We start from the raw sequence: 16,931 nt of genomic DNA, 5'->3' as shown, positions 1-16,931 counted from the left end.
GCGGACAGGAGTGCGAGCAATGGCCGATCACCGCGTGATCGTGGTTGGCGCCGGCATCGCCGGCCTTGCAGCTGCGCTCACGCTCGCGGCGCGCGGCGCTGCGGTGACACTGCTGGAGCGAGCCCCTTCGCCTGGCGGCAAGATGCGACAGATCGCCATCGGCCCCGCACGCATCGATTCCGGTCCGACCGTGTTCACCATGCGCTGGGTGTTCGACGAATTGTTCGCCGAGATCGGCACCGCGCTCGACGACCATCTCACCTTGATGCCGCTCGCGATTCTCGCCCGTCACGCCTGGACCGACGGCAGCCGGCTCGATCTGTTCGCCGACGAGGAGCGATCGGCCGATGCCATCGGTCGGCTCGCCGGAGGCAGCGAGGCCGAGGGCTATCGCTCCTTCTGCCGCGATGCCCGCCGCATCTTCGAGGTGCTGCGCGATCCCTTCATCCGCACGCCGGCACCGAGCATGACGCATCTGCTGCGCAATGCCGGCTTCCGCGATCTCACCGCGATCCGCCCGTTCCAGACGCTCTGGAAGGCGCTCGGCGGCTATTTTCGCGATGTCAGGTTGCAGCAGCTGTTCGGCCGCTACGCGACCTATTGCGGCTCATCGCCGTTCCATGCGCCGGCGACCTTGATGCTGGTCGCCCATGTCGAGCAGGCCGGCGTCTGGCTGATCGACGGCGGCATGCACGAGCTCGCAGCCTGTCTCGCCGCACTGGCGAAACGCCATGGCGTGACCCTTCGCTATGACTGCGAGGTCGCCGGCATACTGACGCAGGGCGGCCGCGCCGCCGGCGTGCGCCTCGCCGATGGCGAGCAGATCACAGCCGACGCGGTGATCGCGACGGCCGATGTCGCCGCGCTGGCGCAGGGCCTGTTCGGTGCTGACGCGGCGCGGGCCCTTCCCGCGCAGCCTCGGTCCGCGCGCTCGCTGTCGGCCATGACCTGGAGCTGCATGGCACGCGCCGACGGCTTTCCGCTGCTGCGTCACAACGTGTTCTTCTCGCGCGACTACCGCGCCGAGTTCGATCAGCTGATCGACGCCCGCACGATGCCGCAGAAGCCGACCGTCTATGTCTGCGCGCAGGCGCGCGACGACCAGCCGCGCAATGCCGGCACCAGCGAGCCGCTGTTCGTCCTGATCAACGCGCCTGCCACCGGCGACCATCACCGCTTCGAGTCCTCGGAGATCAGCCAATGTGCCCGCCAGACCTTCGACCTGTTGCAGCGCTGCGGCCTCAGCGTCGCGACGACTCCGGAACTGACCCGCGTGACAACGCCGGCGGATTTCAACCGGATGTTTCCGGGCACGGGGGGCGCGCTGTACGGCCGCAGCTCGCATGGCTGGATGGCGTCGTTCCAGCGGCCGGGGGCGCAGACGAAGCTGCCGGGACTCTATGTAGCCGGGGGCAGCGCGCATCCGGGTCCGGGCGTGCCGATGGCGGCGCTGTCGGGCCGGATGGCAGCCGCGCGGGCGATTCTCGACCTCGCTTCGACCGCACCGTCCCGAAGGACGGCTATGCGTGGTGGTATGTCGACGCGCTGAGCGACGACGGACGCTTCGGCATCTCTCTCATCGCCTTCATCGGCAGCGTGTTCTCGCCGTATTATGCGTGGGCCCGGCGGCGCGGACCGGCTGATCCGGAAGATCATTGCGCGCTCAATGTCGCACTGTATGGCGAGCGCGCGCGGCGCTGGTCGATGACCGAGCGCGGCCGCGGCGCGATCGCGCGCGATGCCGAGAGCTTCAAGATCGGCCCGAGCCGGCTCGCCTGGACCGGCCGCGAGCTGACGATCGAGATCAACGAGGTCACGGTGCCCTGGCCGCTGCCGCTGCGCGGCAAGGTGCGCGTGGTGCCGACGGCGCTGAACGAGGTCGTGTTCACGCTCGATGCGGCCGGACGCCACCGCTGGCAGCCGATCGCGCCGTGCTGCCGTGTCTCGGTCGATTTCGATCATCCCGACCTGCACTGGCGCGGCGACGGCTATTTCGACATCAACCATGGCGATGCGCCGCTGGAGCGCGATTTCAAGAGCTGGCAATGGTCGCGCGCCGCGACGCGCACCGGCACTGTAATCTCCTACGACACAACGGCGCGGGCCGGCGCCGACAAGTCGATCGCGCTGCACGCCGATCCCGAAGCCAGGCTGGACCGGATCGCGCCGCTCGCAGTTGCGCCCTTGCGCCGGACGCTGTGGCGCATCGACCGCAACGCCCGCGCCGACGCCGAGGCGCCGGTCCGCGTCATCAGCACCTTGGAAGACGCGCCGTTCTATGCCCGCTCCCATCTCGCTGCCCGCATCGGCGGCGAGGACGTCGCCATCATGCATGAAAGCCTGTCACTCGACAGGTTCAAGCAGCCAATCGTGCAAGCGATGCTGCCGTTCCGCATGCCGCGGCGGAGCGGATGAGTTGGCGCCGGCCGTTCTGCGAAGCGCGCGCGCCGTTGCCCAGCTATGTTTTGTCGGTCTCCCGGTCCCGCGCCTCGCGCGCGGCGCGCTGGCGATCGAGGCGGCGGCCTTGCCACTCCAGCACGAGCCAGCCGAGCACACAGAGCGCAACGACGACGAATTCGAGCAGGCCGCCCATCTCGCTCATCTCGGCTCACTCATTTGTCTCAGGCGCGAGAGCTGGCTCGGGACATGGCGGAACTGACTTTGGACTTCGCACCCCCAACCGTGACGGTCCGGCCCTCGCATACCTATCATCTCACAGCCGACGACGGACTCACCTCACGACATCCGTCCTGAACGCGACAGCTGATCGCGCCGCTCCAACCGCTCGAACAGATCGATCAGCCACAGCGCGCGGTCTTGGACGGTCCGGCGCGGCGGCGCCAACGCGTGCGGTCGCAGCGCATCGGCGACGACGACGGCGTCGATCAGGATCCTGGCCTCCGGCCGCAACGGCGCCAGCGACGGCTCCTCCTGCAGCAGCGAGACGACGGCCGCCTTGCCCAGCAGTTGCAGCTTGCGCCGCATCGACACGACCGCCCGCCGGGACATCGAGTCGAACTCGGCGCTGGCGACCTCGCGGCCGATCTCGGCATAGATCAGCCGCGCGGCATGAATGCCGGGCCGGCAGCTCCATGGCAGCTCGGCGATGCCGGCCACCGCGCGGGCATAGAACACGTCGGCGACCGCAAGCAACCGTGCGGTGACGCGGCCGATGCGATCGTCGAAGAATGGCGCGGCGCGCCAGGTCTCGACATCGAGCCCTGCTTCGCACAGCCATTGCCGTGGCAGATACAGCCGGCCGGCGCGGGCATCCTCGCCGACATCGCGCGCGATGTTGGTGAGCTGCATCGCAATGCCGAGATCGCAGGCGCGGCCGATCGTCTCGGCGTCGCGCCGGTGCATCAGCAGCGACATCATCACGCCGACGGTACCGGCGACGCGCACGGCATAAGCAAGCACATCGCTCAAGGTCTCGTAGCGGCGGCCCTGGGCGTCCCAGGCGAGACCTTCGAGCAACGCCTCGGGCAGCGTGCGCGGAATCGCGAAGTGAGTGACGACACGCGCGAGCGCGCGGTCGACCGGATGGTCGTCCGGCACACCGTCATAGATCCGGTCGAGCCGCTCATGCAGCACCTCGACCGCATCGACACGGCGGCCCGGACCGTCGATCGCGTCATCCGCCTCGCGGCAGAACGCATAAAGCGCGATGGCGGGATCGCCGACCGATCGGGGCAACACCTTCGAGGCGGCGAAGAACGTCTTCGATCCGCCCCGCATCATCCGCCGACAGATCGCGATGTCCTCGTCCCAGCTCATCGTCGCTCCAGCTCATGTGGCGCGGGCACGAGATCATCGAGCACCCGCGCCGAGGATAATACGCCGGGCAGGCCGGCTCCCGGATGCGTCCCCGCACCGACGAGATAGAGACGCTCGACCTCTTCGCTCTTGTTGTGCGGCCGGAACCAGGCGCTCTGCAGCAGGACCGGCTCGAGCCCGAAGGCGGCGCCGCGATAGGACGACAGCCGGTGCTCGAAATCATCCGGGGTCAGCAGCCGCGACGTGACGATCTCCCCGGCGAGATCCGGCAGCAGCGTCTCGCTCAGCGCGGTCTCGATCCGCTTGCGGAATGGCTCCGCATTAGCCGCCCAGTCGATGCCGCTCTCCTGGTGGGGCACCGGCGACAGCACGTAGAAGGCGTCGCACCCCTCGGGCGCCAGCGACGGATCGGTCGCGGTGGGCCGGTGCAGGTAGAGGCTGAAATCATCAGCCAGCACCTTGCGGCGGAAGATGTCGTCGAGCAGGCCGCGATAGCGCGGGCCGAGCAGGATGGTGTGATGCTCGACATCGTCATAGCGGCGCTTCGTGCCGAAATACCAGACGAACAGGCTCATCGAATAGCGCGCGCGATCGATGCGCGCATCGGTCCAGCGCCGGCGCGGAATGCTGGGCAAAAGATGCTTATAGGTCCAGGCGGCGCAGCCATTGGACACGACGACATCGGCGGCGATCGTCTCGCCGGACTTGAGCCGTACGCCGGTCGCAGCGCCATCCCTGGTCGTGATCTCGGCAACAGGCGTGGAGCAGCGCACTTCACCGCCCTGCCCCTCGATCAGGTCGACGAGACCCGCGACCAGCGTGCAGGTGCCGCCCATCGCGAAATGCACGCCCCAGCGGCGCTCCAGATAGGCGATCAGGCAATAGATCGAAGTCGTCGTGAACGGATTGCCGCCGATCAGCAGTGGGTGAAAGCTCAGGATGACGCGCAGCCGCTCGTCGCGAACATAATGCGAGACGAGGCCATATACCGACCGAAAGCTCTGTAGCTTGATCATCGCCGGCGCGATCCGGGCCATGTCGAGCAGCGACAGGAACGGCACGTCGCCGAGCTCCTCGAAGCCTTTCTTGAAGATCGCCTCGCTCGCCTTCATGAAGCGCTCATAGCCCTCGACGTCGCCGGGCGAAATCCTCATCACCTCGGCGCGCATCGCCGCCGGGTCGGCCGAGCAGTCGAAAATCGTGCCGTCGTCGAAGCGGATGCGATAAAAGGGCGAGATCGGCTTGAGCGTGACGTCGTCCGACATTCTCCGCCCGCACAGCTGCCACAGCTCCTCGAACAGGAACGGCGCCGTGACGATGGTCGGGCCGGCATCGAAGGTGAAGCCGTCCTGGCGATGCACATAGGCGCGGCCGCCGGGCGCATCGAGCTGCTCGAACACGGTGACGCGATAGCCGCGCGCGCCGAGCCGGACCGCCGCGGCGAGACCGCCGAAGCCGGAGCCGATCACGACCGCATGCGGCCGGTCTCCGAGCTCAGCCGGAACAGCGGCCTTGATGGTGGAGACGTCGAGCATGGGCGAAAGCGTAAATTGAAATTGACGCTTTCGCCAGCCAAAAATGTCAATTCAACTGGACATTTCCTGCTGCACTGCGAGTACGCCGGCTCTCTCGGCCGCGGCGATGATCAGCGCTGCGATCCGCGCCGGCTGCTCCTCATGCGCCAAATGGCCAAGCCCATCAATGAGTTCGAGCTGAGCCTGCGGCACCAATTGCTTGACGCGGTGGGCCACGTCCGGCGGGATGGCCCGGTCATGCGAAGCGGCCACGAGCAGCAGCGCCGTCTTGAGCCGCGGCAGGTCGCGCAGCAACGGACGCAGGTCCCAATTCGCCATCATCTCCAACGCGGCGCCGACATGGCCGGTGCTGCCGACGAGGCGGCGATAGAACCGCTCGCCATTGGCATCGACGGTCGAGCCGGTGCCCTTCAGCAGCCGATGCACCGCCGCCGGATCGCGGCCGCGCCAGGCGAACAGCCGCGGCACCAGCGGATTGAGCGCCATCATCTTGGCGAGCGGCGTGAAGAACTGCGCGGCGGCCCCGCCGAACGGCAGATAGGCGCCGTTGAGGCTGACGATCAGCCTCGGTGCGATCAGGCCATCGATGGTCATGCGGGTGAGGATCGCAGCGCCGGCCGAATGGCCGATCGCGATCTGGGGCTGGACCGCAAGCCGTTCGCACAGGATTGCGAGATCGCGCGACATGCCGTCGAGCGACAGCCGCTGCCAGTGCGGCGTTGCGGTGAAGCCGTGGCCGGAGAGATCCGGCGCGACGACGGTGAAGTGGCGCGCGAGCAGCGGCGCGAGATCGCGCCAGGAATGGGTCGCAGCCCCCGTGCCATGCGCCAGCAGCGCGACTGGCCCCTCGCCCATCACCTGCACATGCCAGCGCAGGCCGGCAGCGTCGACGAAGCGGCTGGCCGCGCGGTTGGGCCAGTCCTTGCCGTCGACGCTCCAGTTCGGCTTGTCGCTCATGCCGGCCCACGGGGTTGAACGCGGCTTTCCGGGTCAGCCCCCCGCGGCGCGCGCCAGGAAATCATCGTAGCCCGCGACGACTTTATCAAGCTGCTCGAAATGCGGCATCGCCCCGGTCTGCAACACCTCGATCCGCCAGTTGGGCAGACCTTCGACCGCGTGCTTGCCGTGATAATCGACAAAGTCGCCGCGCACGCCATGCACCATCCACACCGGCATGGCCAGCGCCTGGTAGAGCTTCAGCGCATGGATGCTGAACATGTAGCCGGACACGAAGGAATACGGCGCATTCTCGGCGCCGGGCTGGTGGGTGGTGATGTAGTCGTACTCAAGCAGGCCTTCATCGATATCCTTGCGCCCAAATGTCTTGCGCAGGAAGAAGCGGATGCTGGCGCGCGAGGTCAGCAGCGAAAAGAAACGGTGTTTCCACAGCGGCACCGTGAAGATGTTGCGCAGCCACGGCATGGCGCGGGTCGCATCCTTGTCGCCCCCTTTCTTGGCCGCCGCTTCCGTGCGGCGGTCGAGGCCGGTCGGGCTGATCAGCCCGAGCGTGCGAAACAGGTTCGCCGCCTCGGTGCCGGCGCGCGCGGCGAATTCGCAGCTGAGCGACAGCGCGATGGCGTCGATCGGCGTATCGCCGTGACGGCGGCGAATCTCATTGGCCGCGAGCAGGACCGCATCAGTCATCAGGCGCGGCGTGTAGATCCGGTCGGCGCGGTCCGACAGGCCGAAGCCGGGCAGATCGAGCGCATAGACCGGGCGCGCCTTGCGATAATGCTCGAACAGCGGCTTCATCTCATAGGCGGTGGCCGCGGCATTGACGCTGTGAATCAAGAGCAGCGGACGCTGCTCGGACGGCGCGGCAGGACCGTCGCCATAGCAGGTGATGCGGCCGATGCGCGCGTCGGCCAGTTCGAAACGGGCCGCGGCCAGCGGCGGCGGCATCGTCACGGCGCGCGGGGCCGCGGCATGATCACTCTGGGTGGCCGAAGTGATCTGCATGCCGTGCTCCTGTGTGACGATTTCATGTCGAAGGCAGTTCAAGTCGAAAGCCAGCGTCGCCCGCATCCGATCCGGGCGAGCATAACGATGACGGGCGCTCTTGTCAGTCGTTGTTGGGAACGCCGCTTGACGCCCAGCGTTCCATTGCCGTCAGCCACGGCCGGCCTCGGCCATCACCGCCTGCGACAACCGCGCCGCGTCAGCATGAGGCAGCGCGACGTAGCGTGCCTGCATCGCGCCGGCCAATTGCGCCGCCTTGTCCTGCGGCCGCGGCGAGGAATCGACCAGCACCACGGGGATGCCGGTGAGCGCGAGCTGCCTGGCGGCCACCAGCGCTTCCGCCTCGGCCTCGCTGCGTCCGCCGACACCATCGCGGGCGACATTGGCGCGGCCATCGGTCATCAGCACGACGGTCGGCGCCTGCCCCTTGGCCTTCACGGCGAGCGCCAGCTCGGTGGCAGCAAAGATCGCCGCCGACAGCGGCGTGCCGCCGCCGCCGGGAAGCGCTGCCAAGCTGCGCTTCGCGCGGGTCAGCGAGCGGGTCGGCGGCAGCAGCAGCTCGGCGCCCTTGCCGCGAAACGCAATCAGCGCCACCTCGTCGCGACGGATGTAGCATTCAGCGAGCAGCAGCTCGACCGCGCCCTTCACTTCGGCAAGCCGCTGCAGCGCCGAGGAGCCGGAGGCGTCGACGACGAAGATCGTCGTGGTGCCCGAGCGCTGCTTGAAGCGCGTGATGCGGATATCGTCCTTGTGCACGATCAGCCGGCCGCTCTTGCCGGAGCGCTGCGTCCGCCGCCGCAGCGGCTGCCACGGCGCCGCCGCGCGCAAGGTCTCGAGCACGTTGAGCCGCGCACCCGCCTGCCACTCGCCGCGGCGTGCGCCAATGGGACGGCCGCGCTTCGGCGCCTTCTGCGCGGTGCCCTGCTTGCTTGAGCTGCTGCTGCGGACGCGGGTCGCGCGCTCCTCCTGCAGGCGCTTGAGCAGATCAGCCGGAATGGCCGCCTGCGCTGCCTCGAGCACGCGATCCTCGAGCGGGCCGTCCTCGCTGCGGTCGTCCTCCTCGTTCTCGGCCGGGTCGTTCTCAGGCTCCGGCGCCTCGCTGGTCTCCGTCTCGTCATCTGCCGCGGGGAGCCGTGTCGCACGCGGCGCCAGCACCAGCCGCGCGGCGCAGGCGATGTGCGATTCCGCGACATCGGTCGCGCCATCCAGCGCCGCTGCGATGCGCGCGATCCGACACGCCAGCAGCGGCGCGCGCAGCGAGTCGATGCCGAGCGCACACGCCGTCGTCGTCAGCGCCGCGATGGCGTCGTCGGACAGACCGACCTGCGGCAACAACGCCCGCGCGGCCGCGATATCCGAGGATGTGAACAGGCTCTCGCCGAGATCGGCGCGCGCGACCATGCCGAGATCGAGATGGCAGGCCAGGCGGTCGGCGAGTGCCGGCGACACGTGCTCGTCGCCAATGCCCTCGTCGAGCGCGACCAGGCCGAACCGCGCCGGCGCGCGCAGCGACAGGCCATCGCGCTCGATGCTCATCATGCCGGTATCGAGCGCGGCCGTGAGATGGGCGACCGTCGACGGCGCAATCCGCTCGGCCATGACGGCGATCAGCAGGCCATCATGAAGCTCGGCGAGCAGCCCGCGCTGCATCACCGGGCGGCCGGCCTGCAGGGTCGCGGCAAGATCGAGCCCGCCGAGCAGGCGATCATCGGAGATCGACGGCGGGAGCTTGCGAATGGCGGTCGTCCCCGGCATCAGCTCGCGTAGCAGCTCCAACCACTGCTCGCGCACCGGGCCCGCGCCTGCACGCAACAGCACTGACGCAGCCGCCGGATCGATCGCCGCCAGCGCGGCTGCGATCATCGCATCGGCCCAGATCGCGGCGCCGTCGCTCACGTTGCAAACAGCTCGTTGAGCGCGCGCTCGACCCGCACCGAGGAGCCGGAATCGTCCAGCGGATTGCGCCGCAGACGGTGCCGCAGCGCCATCGGCGCCACGGTTTTGAGATGGCCGTCATCGACCGCCTTCGCGCCGTCGAGCGCGGCGGCGGCGCGCGCCGCTCGCATCAGGGTGAGCTCGCCACGCAGACCATCCGTGCCGAGCGCCATGCACAGCCGCGCCGCGTTTTCCAGCTCGCGGTCGGCGACCTTGACCGAGCCGATATGCTCGCGCGCGGCGAGGATGCGCTTGCGCTGCTTCGCCTCCTCCTTCTCCCAATGCGCGACGAAGGCTGCGGGATCGTTCTCGAACGCATCGCGGCGCTTGATGACCTCGATGCGCGTCGGCAGATCGCTCGGCGTCTTGACCTCGACCGAGAGTCCGAAGCGATCGAGCAATTGCGGTCGCAGCTCGCCCTCCTCCGGATTGCCGGTGCCGACCAGCACGAGCCGCGCAGGATGGCGGATGCTGAGACCATCGCGCTCGACCACGTTTTCACCCGACGCAGCGACGTCGAGCAGGAGGTCGACGAGATGATCCTCGAGCAGATTGACCTCGTCGATATAGAGAAAGCCTCTGTTGGCACGCGCCAGCAGACCGGGCTCGAAGGATTTCTCGCCATGCGCCAGCGCGCGCTCGAGATCGAGCGCGCCGACCACACGGTCTTCGGTGGCGCCGAGCGGCAGGTCGATCACCGGCACCGGCACCTCATGCGCCTTCAACGCCGCCGGCTTCTTGCCTTTGCTGCCCGGCTTGGAGCGCGCACGGCACGCGGCGCATTGCGCGGCGGCATCGGCCGGGTCGCATTGATAGGGACAGCCGACCACGGCGCTCATCGGCGGCAGCAATGCGGCAAGCGCGCGCACCGCGGTGGACTTGCCGGCACCGCGATCACCGAACGCCAGCACGCCACCGACCTTTGGATCAACGGCGGCGATCATCAGCGCCAGCTTCATCTCGTCCTGGCCGACGATGGCCGCGAACGGAAAGGCGATCCCCATGAGCGTCCCCTGCATCGCGACACGTTCCGTCGCGTTAGCGACATGAGACCACAATCAGGGGCCGCACTTCAACCCATGAGCGCCTTAACGGCGCAGGCTCGGCAGATCCAGACCGTTGGCCTCGGCGCAGGCGATAGCATCCTCATAGCCGGCATCGGCGTGCCGCATCACGCCGGTGGCGGGGTCGTTCCACAGCACGCGCTCCAGCCGCCGCGCCGCATCGGGCGTACCATCGGCCACGATCACCATGCCGGCATGCTGCGAATAGCCGATGCCGACGCCGCCACCATGATGCAGCGACACCCAGGTCGCGCCGCTAGCACAATTCAGCAGCGCATTGAGCAGCGGCCAGTCCGACACCGCATCCGAGCCGTCCTTCATCGCCTCGGTCTCGCGGTTCGGGCTCGCCACCGAGCCGGAATCGAGATGGTCGCGGCCGATCACGATCGGCGCCTTCACTTCGCCGCGCGCCACCATCTCGTTGAAGGCGAGCCCGAGGCGATGCCGGTCGCCGAGCCCGACCCAGCAGATCCGCGCCGGCAGGCCCTGGAACTTGATGCGCTGCCGCGCCATGTCCAGCCAATTGTGCAGGTGCTTGTTGTCCGGCAGCAGCTCCTTCACCTTGGCGTCGGTCTTGTAGATGTCCTCGGGATCGCCCGACAGCGCTGCCCAGCGGAACGGGCCGATGCCGCGGCAGAACAGCGGACGAATATAGGCCGGTACGAAGCCGGGGAAATCGAACGCGTTGGCGAGGCCCATGTCCTTCGCCATCTGGCGGATGTTGTTGCCGTAGTCGAGCGTCGGAATGCCCATGGCGTGGAAATCCAGCATCGCCTGGACGTGGCCGACCATCGAGGTCTTCGACGCCTGCTCCACCGCCTTCGGGTCAGAGGCGCGCTTGGTCTCCCATTCGGCGAGCGTCCATCCCTTCGGCAGATAGCCGTTGATCGGATCATGCGCGCTGGTCTGGTCGGTGACGATGTCCGGACGCACGCCGCGACGCACGAGTTCCGGGAAGATCTCGGCGGCATTGCCGAGCAGGCCGACCGACACCGCCTTCTTCGTCGCCGCGGCCTCAGCCATCAGCGCCAGCGCCTCATCCAGCGTCGCAGCCTGCCGGTCGAGATAGCCGGTGCGCAGCCGCATCTCGATGCGGCTCGGCTGGCATTCGACGGCCAGCATCGACGCGCCGGCCATCGTCGCCGCCAGCGGCTGCGCGCCGCCCATGCCGCCAAGGCCAGCAGTCAGGATCCACTTGCCGGCGAGATCGCCATGGTAGTGGCGGCGGCCGACCTCGACGAAGGTCTCATAGGTGCCCTGCACGATGCCCTGGCTGCCGATATAGATCCAGGAGCCGGCCGTCATCTGGCCGTACATCATCAGGCCCATGCGATCGAGCGCGTTGAAGTGATCGAGCGTCGCCCAATGCGGCACGATGTTGGAATTGGCGATCAGCACGCGCGGCGCATCGGGGTGGGTCCGGAAGATGCCGACCGGCTTGCCGGACTGCACGACCAGGGTCTGGTCCGCTTCGAGCTCGCGCAGCGAGGCAACGATGCGATCAAAACTGTCCCAGTCGCGCGCGGCGCGGCCGATGCCGCCATAGACGATCAGTTCGCTCGGCTTCTCGGCGACATCGGGATCGAGATTGTTCATCAGCATGCGCAGCGGCGCTTCGGTGAGCCAGCTCTTGGCGCTGATGTCGCTGCCATGGGGGGCGCGGATCACCCGTTCATTGTCCAGGCGTCTGTTCATGGGTCCCTCTCATCCAAGCTTGGGAAACGGATCGCGTCCGAGCGCGTCACTCGCTGCGTCAGCCAGCACACCGCCCGCCACGATCGCCGCCGCCTTCGCGAGGTCGTCGGCCATGTAACGGTCGTTCTCGAGCGCCGGCACATGGACGCGCAGAGCGCCGATGACGGCCGAGAGCGCGGCGCTGGTGCCATGCGGCACGCGCAGCTCGATGCCTTGCGCGGCAACCAGGAGTTCGATGCCGATGATGTGGGCGAGATTATCGGCCATGTCGTGCAGCCGCCGCGCCGCATGCGCGGCCATCGAGACATGGTCTTCCTGATTGGCGCTGGTCGGCGTCGAATCGATCGAGCATGGCAGCGCGCGCTGCTTGTTCTCGGCGAACAAGGCCGCCGCCGTCACTTCCGCGATCATGAAGCCGGAGTTCAGGCCCGGCTGCGGGGTGAGGAACGGCGGCAGCCCGAAATTGAGCGCGGGGTCGACCAAGGTCGCAATGCGCCGCTCGCTGATCGCGCCGAGCTCGGACAGCGCCAGCGCGATCTGGTCCGCCGCGAACGCCACCGGCTCGGCGTGAAAATTGCCCCCGGAGATGATCTCGCCGGTCGCGACCAGCACCAGCGGATTATCCGTCACCGCATTGGCCTCGGTCATCAATGTCCGCGCCGTCTGCGTCAGCAGATCGAGCGCGGCGCCCGCGACCTGCGGCTGGCAGCGCAGGCAATACGGATCCTGCACGCGTTCGTCGCCTTCGAGATGCGACAGCCGGATGGCGCTGCCCTCGAGCAGCTCGGTCAGGACGCGGCCGGCCGCGATCTGCCCGGGATGGCCGCGCAGCGCCTGGATCTCGGGACGGAACGGCGCGGTCGACGCCATCGCGGCATCGACCGACAGCGCGCCGGTGACCAGCGCAGCCTTGAGCAGATCATGGGCACGAAACAGTGCCGCGAGCGCGTAGGCGGTCGAGAACTGCGTGCCGTTGATCAGCGCGAGCCCTTCCTTGGGCCCGAGCATGACCGGCGAAAGTCCGGCATGCGCGAGCGCCTCGCGGCCCGGCACCAGCCGCCCATCGACGAAGGCCTGGCCTTCGCCGATCATCACCGCCGTCATATGCGCGAGCGGCGCAAGATCGCCGGACGCGCCGACCGACCCCTGCTGCGGCACGAACGGACACACGCCATGCGCCAGCATCGCCTGCAGCTGTTCGATGATCTCACGGCGGACGCCCGAGGCGCCGCGGCCGAGCGAGATGATTTTCAGCGCCATCATCAGCCGCACGACGGCCTCGGGGGTCACAGGCCCGACGCCGCAGCAATGCGAGAGGATCAGATTGCGCTGCAGCTGCGCGGTCTGGTCCGGCGGAATGCGTTTCGACGCCAGCTTGCCGAAGCCGGTATTGATGCCATAGACCGGCTCGGCCCCCTGCGCCGCCTTGGCGACGATCGCCGCCGCAGCCTCGACATCAGGCCAATAAGAAGCATCGAGCTCGAGCGTTGCGCCCGCATAGACGCGCGCGAGATCATCAAGGCTGACGCGGCCGGGCGCCGCAATGATCGTGCTCATCGACCTCTCCAGACACGCTGATGCAGGGGATTGAAGCCCATGCGGTAGACCAGCTCCGCCGGCCGGCCAATGTCCCAGATCGCGAGGTCGCACCATTTGCCGGCGTCGAGCGTACCGGTCTCGGCCAACAGGCCGAGCGCGCGGGCGCCTTCGCGCGTCACGCCGGCCAGACATTCGTCGACGGTCATGCGGAACAAGGTCGCCGCCATGTTCATGGTCAGCAGCAGCGAGGTCAGCGGCGATGAGCCGGGATTGCAGTCGGTCGCCAGCGCTAGCTTCACGCCGTGATTGCGGAACAGATCGACCGGCGGCTTCTGCGTCTCGCGAATGAAGTAGTAGGCGCCGGGCAGCAGCACCGCGACCGTGCCGGCCCGCGCCATCGCCGCTGCGCCGACATCGTCGGTGTGCTCAAGATGATCGGCCGACAGCGCGCCGAACTCGGCCGCGAGCACGGCGCCGCCGAGATTGGAGAGCTGGTCGGCATGCAGCTTGACCGGTAGGCCGAGCGCCCTGGCCGCGGCGAACACGCGCGAGGTCTGCGCTGCGGAGAAGGCGATGTTCTCCATGAAGGCATCGACGGCATCGGCGAGAGCGGACTTGGCGACTGCCGGCAACATCTCGGTGCAGATGAGATCGATGTACCGGTCCTTGTCGCCCTCGGCTTCGGCGGGCAGCGCGTGCGCCCCGAGAAAGCTGGTGCGCACGCTGATCGGACGCTGGCCGCCGAGGCCGCGGGCTGCGGACAATTGTCGCAGCTCAGTCGCCGTCTCCAGCCCATATCCGGACTTGATCTCGATCGTGGTGACGCCCTCGGCTAGCAATGCATCAAGCCGCGGCAGCGCGCTGGCGATCAGCGTCTCTTCGTTGGCGGCACGCGTCGCGGCCACGGTCGAGATGATGCCGCCACCAGCGCGAGCGACTTCTTCGTAGCTTGCGCCGGCCAGGCGCAGCTCAAACTCGTGGGCGCGATCGCCGCCATGGACAAGATGGGTGTGGCAGTCCACCAGGCCCGGCGTGATCCAGCGCCCCTCGCAATCGATGCGTTCAGCAGCATCGGCATCAGCAGGGAAATCTGCCAGCGGACCGGCAAAAGCGATGCGGCCGTTTCGCGCAGCGACCACGCCCTGCTCGATCACGCCAAGGCCCGGCTGCCTCTCGCGCAGGGTCGCGAGCCGCGCATGGTGCCAGATCCGATCGAAACGCTCGGCCATGCGGCCTCCCCCTTCACGAAAGCTTGACGGGCGATATGTCTATACATAAACTTGCTTCCGCCGTCCTGTCCAGCGGGCTTATCGATCATGGCGTCACTGCACTTCGCATCCGCGCTGCTGCCCACGGGTTGGGCCGACGACGTGCAGATCGTCATCCGCGACGGTGCGATCACGTCAGTCACCGAGGGCGTGCCTCCGACCTCCGCCGACGAGCAACATGAGGTCGCGATCCCCGGCATCGCCAGCCTGCACAGCCATGCGTTCCAGCGCGGCATGGCCGGGCTTGCCGAGATCAGCGGTCCCTCCACCGATACGTTCTGGACGTGGCGCGAGACGATGTACCGCTTCGCCCTGTCGATGCGCCCGGAGGACGTCGAGGCGGTCGCAACCTTGCTCTATATCGAGATGCTCGAGCGCGGTTTTACGCGGGTCGGCGAGTTCCACTATCTGCATCACGATCGCGACGGGACGCCTTACGCCGATATCGCCGAGATGGCGGTGCGCATCACCGCGGCAGCCAAGACATCCGGCATCGGCCTGACCCTGCTGCCGAGCTTCTACGCGCATGCCGGCTTCGGCGGCGCGGCTCCGCATGACGGCCAGCGGCGCTTCATCTGTAATGTCGATCAGTTTGCGAAATTGCTGACGGCCTCCCGCAAGGCGATCAGCTCGCTGGCTGGCGCCAATCTCGGCATCGCGCCGCACAGCCTGCGCGCCGTCGCGCCGGATGAGTTGACCGCACTGCTGCCGCTCGCTGACGGCGGCCCCGTCCACATTCACGCCGCCGAACAAGTCAAGGAGGTCGAGGACTGCCTCGCCTGGTCCGGCCGGCGTCCCGTGCAATGGCTGCTCGATCATCACGACGTCAATGATCGCTGGTGCCTGATCCATGCGACGCATATGACGGCGGACGAAACAGCGACGCTCGCACGGAGCGGCGCGACGGCCGGCCTTTGCCCGGTCACCGAAGCCAGCCTTGGCGACGGCATCTTCCCAGCGCGCGACTATCTGCGCGCGCGTGGGCGTATTGGCGTGGGCACCGACTCCAACGTGCTGGTCGGCGTGAGCGACGAGTTGCGCCAGCTCGAATACGGCCAACGGCTGACGCATCGCGAGCGCAACGTGCTGACGTCGGGCCCGGAGGCGTCGACAGGCCGGACGCTGTTTGACGCCGCTCTCGCTGGCGGCGCGCGGGCGCTGGCACAATCCGTCGCTGGGCTGCAGGTGGGCGGCCGCGCCGATATCGTCACGCTCGATCTGTCGCATCCTTCGCTCGCGGGGCGAACGCAGGATGCGCTGCTCGACGGCTGGATCTTCGCGACGGCGTACGACGCGATCGACTGTGTCTGGGCCGGCGGCGCCAAGGTTGTCCAGGGAGGTCATCATCGTTCGCGCGAGGCGGCCCGGCGCGGCTTCAACACGGCCCTGCGGAGGCTGCTCGCATGAGCCTCGCGGAGGACCGTGCCAAGCCGGGAGCGGGCACGCTCTACAAGACGATCCGGCAGGACATCGAGCGCCGCATCCTCACCGGCGAATGGCCGCCCGGCCATCGCATTCCGTTCGAGCACGAGATCATGGCGCGCTATGGTTGCTCGCGCATGACCGTCAACAAGGCGCTGTCGGAGCTCGCGCAGGCCGACCTGATCGAGCGCCGCCGCCGCGCCGGCAGCTTCGTGCGACGGCCGCAATTCCTGTCGGCGGTGTTGAAGATCCCTGACATCCGTGCCGAGATCGGCGCGCTCGGCCGCACCTATGGCTATCAGTTGATCTCCTCGACGCGTCGCGCCGCCAACGCCGGCGATCGCGAGCGCCTCGGCGTCAAGAAGCCATGCAAGGTGATCGCGATCCGCTGCCGCCACAGTGCCGACAATCTCCCATTCGCGATCGAGGACCGGCTGATCGATCTGGACGCGGTGCCCGACGCGGCCAAGGCCGACTTCAAGGTCGATCCGCCCGGCTCCTGGCTCTTGCATCATGTGCCTTGGACGGAAGCGGAGCATGCGATCAGCGCCATCGTCGCCGATGAGGTAATCGCCCAGGGTCTTGGCATCGCGGTGGGTGCGCCGTGCCTGGTCATCGAGCGCCACACCTGGCGCCAAGGTCGGCCGCTCACGGCTGTCAGGCTGATCTATCCCGGCGAGCAGCACCGGCTGGTGGCGCGCTTCAGGGGCAGCGAATGATGGCAACATGCGCGCCGG

The 16,931-nt window shown here is 68.1% G+C and carries 14 protein-coding genes; 4 read left to right on the top strand and 10 right to left on the bottom strand.

Annotated elements, in window-relative coordinates; genetic code table 11:
- Positions 1-19: 19 nt before the first annotated feature.
- Positions 20-1,549 (top strand): 1-hydroxycarotenoid 3,4-desaturase CrtD, encoded by a 1,530-nt coding sequence (gene crtD, locus ACVIJ6_RS18730; protein WP_456773887.1) that lies wholly within the window; start codon positions 20-22, stop codon positions 1,547-1,549.
- Between the two features lie 47 nt (positions 1,550-1,596).
- The gene (locus ACVIJ6_RS18725; protein WP_456773886.1) at positions 1,597-2,415 is read left to right on the top strand and encodes a hydratase; all 819 of its coding nucleotides are present in this window, start codon (positions 1,597-1,599) and stop codon (positions 2,413-2,415) included.
- A gap of 43 nt (positions 2,416-2,458) precedes the next feature.
- Here ACVIJ6_RS18725 and ACVIJ6_RS18720 read toward each other — a convergent pair whose 3' ends face one another.
- The 10 genes from ACVIJ6_RS18720 to hutI form a co-directional block, all read right to left on the bottom strand.
- A complete protein-coding gene (locus ACVIJ6_RS18720) occupies positions 2,459-2,602 on the bottom strand; it encodes a hypothetical protein (RefSeq protein ID WP_456773885.1) in 144 nt (47 codons plus the stop codon).
- A 134-nt stretch (positions 2,603-2,736) separates the two neighbouring features.
- Positions 2,737-3,777, bottom strand: a complete 1,041-nt coding sequence (locus tag ACVIJ6_RS18715) for a phytoene/squalene synthase family protein (RefSeq protein ID WP_456773884.1) — start codon at positions 3,775-3,777, stop codon at positions 2,737-2,739.
- Positions 3,774-5,312, bottom strand: a complete 1,539-nt coding sequence (locus ACVIJ6_RS18710) for a phytoene desaturase (protein ID WP_456773883.1) — start codon at positions 5,310-5,312, stop codon at positions 3,774-3,776. Before ACVIJ6_RS18710 ends, ACVIJ6_RS18715 begins: the two co-directional genes overlap by 4 nt.
- Before the next feature lie 51 nt (positions 5,313-5,363).
- Positions 5,364-6,269, bottom strand: coding sequence for an alpha/beta fold hydrolase BchO (gene bchO, locus ACVIJ6_RS18705; RefSeq protein ID WP_456773882.1), 906 nt, complete (start codon positions 6,267-6,269; stop codon positions 5,364-5,366).
- Between the two features lie 33 nt (positions 6,270-6,302).
- Positions 6,303-7,271 (bottom strand): alpha/beta fold hydrolase, encoded by a 969-nt coding sequence (locus ACVIJ6_RS18700; RefSeq protein WP_456773881.1) that lies wholly within the window; start codon positions 7,269-7,271, stop codon positions 6,303-6,305.
- A 150-nt stretch (positions 7,272-7,421) separates the two neighbouring features.
- Positions 7,422-9,167, bottom strand: a complete 1,746-nt coding sequence (locus ACVIJ6_RS18695) for a magnesium chelatase subunit D (protein ID WP_456773880.1) — start codon at positions 9,165-9,167, stop codon at positions 7,422-7,424.
- On the bottom strand, positions 9,164-10,210 hold the full coding sequence (gene bchI / locus ACVIJ6_RS18690; RefSeq protein WP_456777025.1) for a magnesium chelatase ATPase subunit I: 1,047 nt from the start codon (positions 10,208-10,210) through the stop codon (positions 9,164-9,166). Before bchI ends, ACVIJ6_RS18695 begins: the two co-directional genes overlap by 4 nt.
- An 84-nt stretch (positions 10,211-10,294) precedes the next feature.
- Positions 10,295-11,965, bottom strand: coding sequence for a urocanate hydratase (hutU, locus tag ACVIJ6_RS18685; protein WP_456773879.1), 1,671 nt, complete (start codon positions 11,963-11,965; stop codon positions 10,295-10,297).
- 9 nt (positions 11,966-11,974) lie between these two features.
- The gene (hutH, locus tag ACVIJ6_RS18680) at positions 11,975-13,522 is read right to left on the bottom strand and encodes a histidine ammonia-lyase (RefSeq protein WP_456773878.1); all 1,548 of its coding nucleotides are present in this window, start codon (positions 13,520-13,522) and stop codon (positions 11,975-11,977) included.
- Positions 13,519-14,733: an imidazolonepropionase gene (hutI, locus tag ACVIJ6_RS18675; RefSeq protein WP_456773877.1), complete on the bottom strand. Its 1,215-nt coding sequence runs from the start codon at positions 14,731-14,733 to the stop codon at positions 13,519-13,521. Before hutI ends, hutH begins: the two co-directional genes overlap by 4 nt.
- Positions 14,734-14,820: 87 nt before the next feature.
- On the opposite strand from hutI, the gene ACVIJ6_RS18670 reads away from it, so the two are divergent.
- Together ACVIJ6_RS18670 and hutC are read left to right on the top strand one after the other, a co-directional pair.
- Positions 14,821-16,179 carry a formimidoylglutamate deiminase gene (locus ACVIJ6_RS18670; protein WP_456773876.1) on the top strand — a complete coding sequence of 453 codons (1,359 nt, stop codon included), beginning with the start codon at positions 14,821-14,823 and terminating at the stop codon, positions 16,177-16,179.
- Positions 16,176-16,913, top strand: coding sequence for a histidine utilization repressor (gene hutC, locus ACVIJ6_RS18665; RefSeq protein ID WP_456773875.1), 738 nt, complete (start codon positions 16,176-16,178; stop codon positions 16,911-16,913). Before ACVIJ6_RS18670 ends, hutC begins: the two co-directional genes overlap by 4 nt.
- The last annotated feature ends 18 nt before the right edge of the window (positions 16,914-16,931 follow it).

Source organism: Bradyrhizobium sp. USDA 4369 (assembly GCF_054056435.1).
This window is presented reverse-complemented; position numbering and strand designations above follow the sequence as displayed.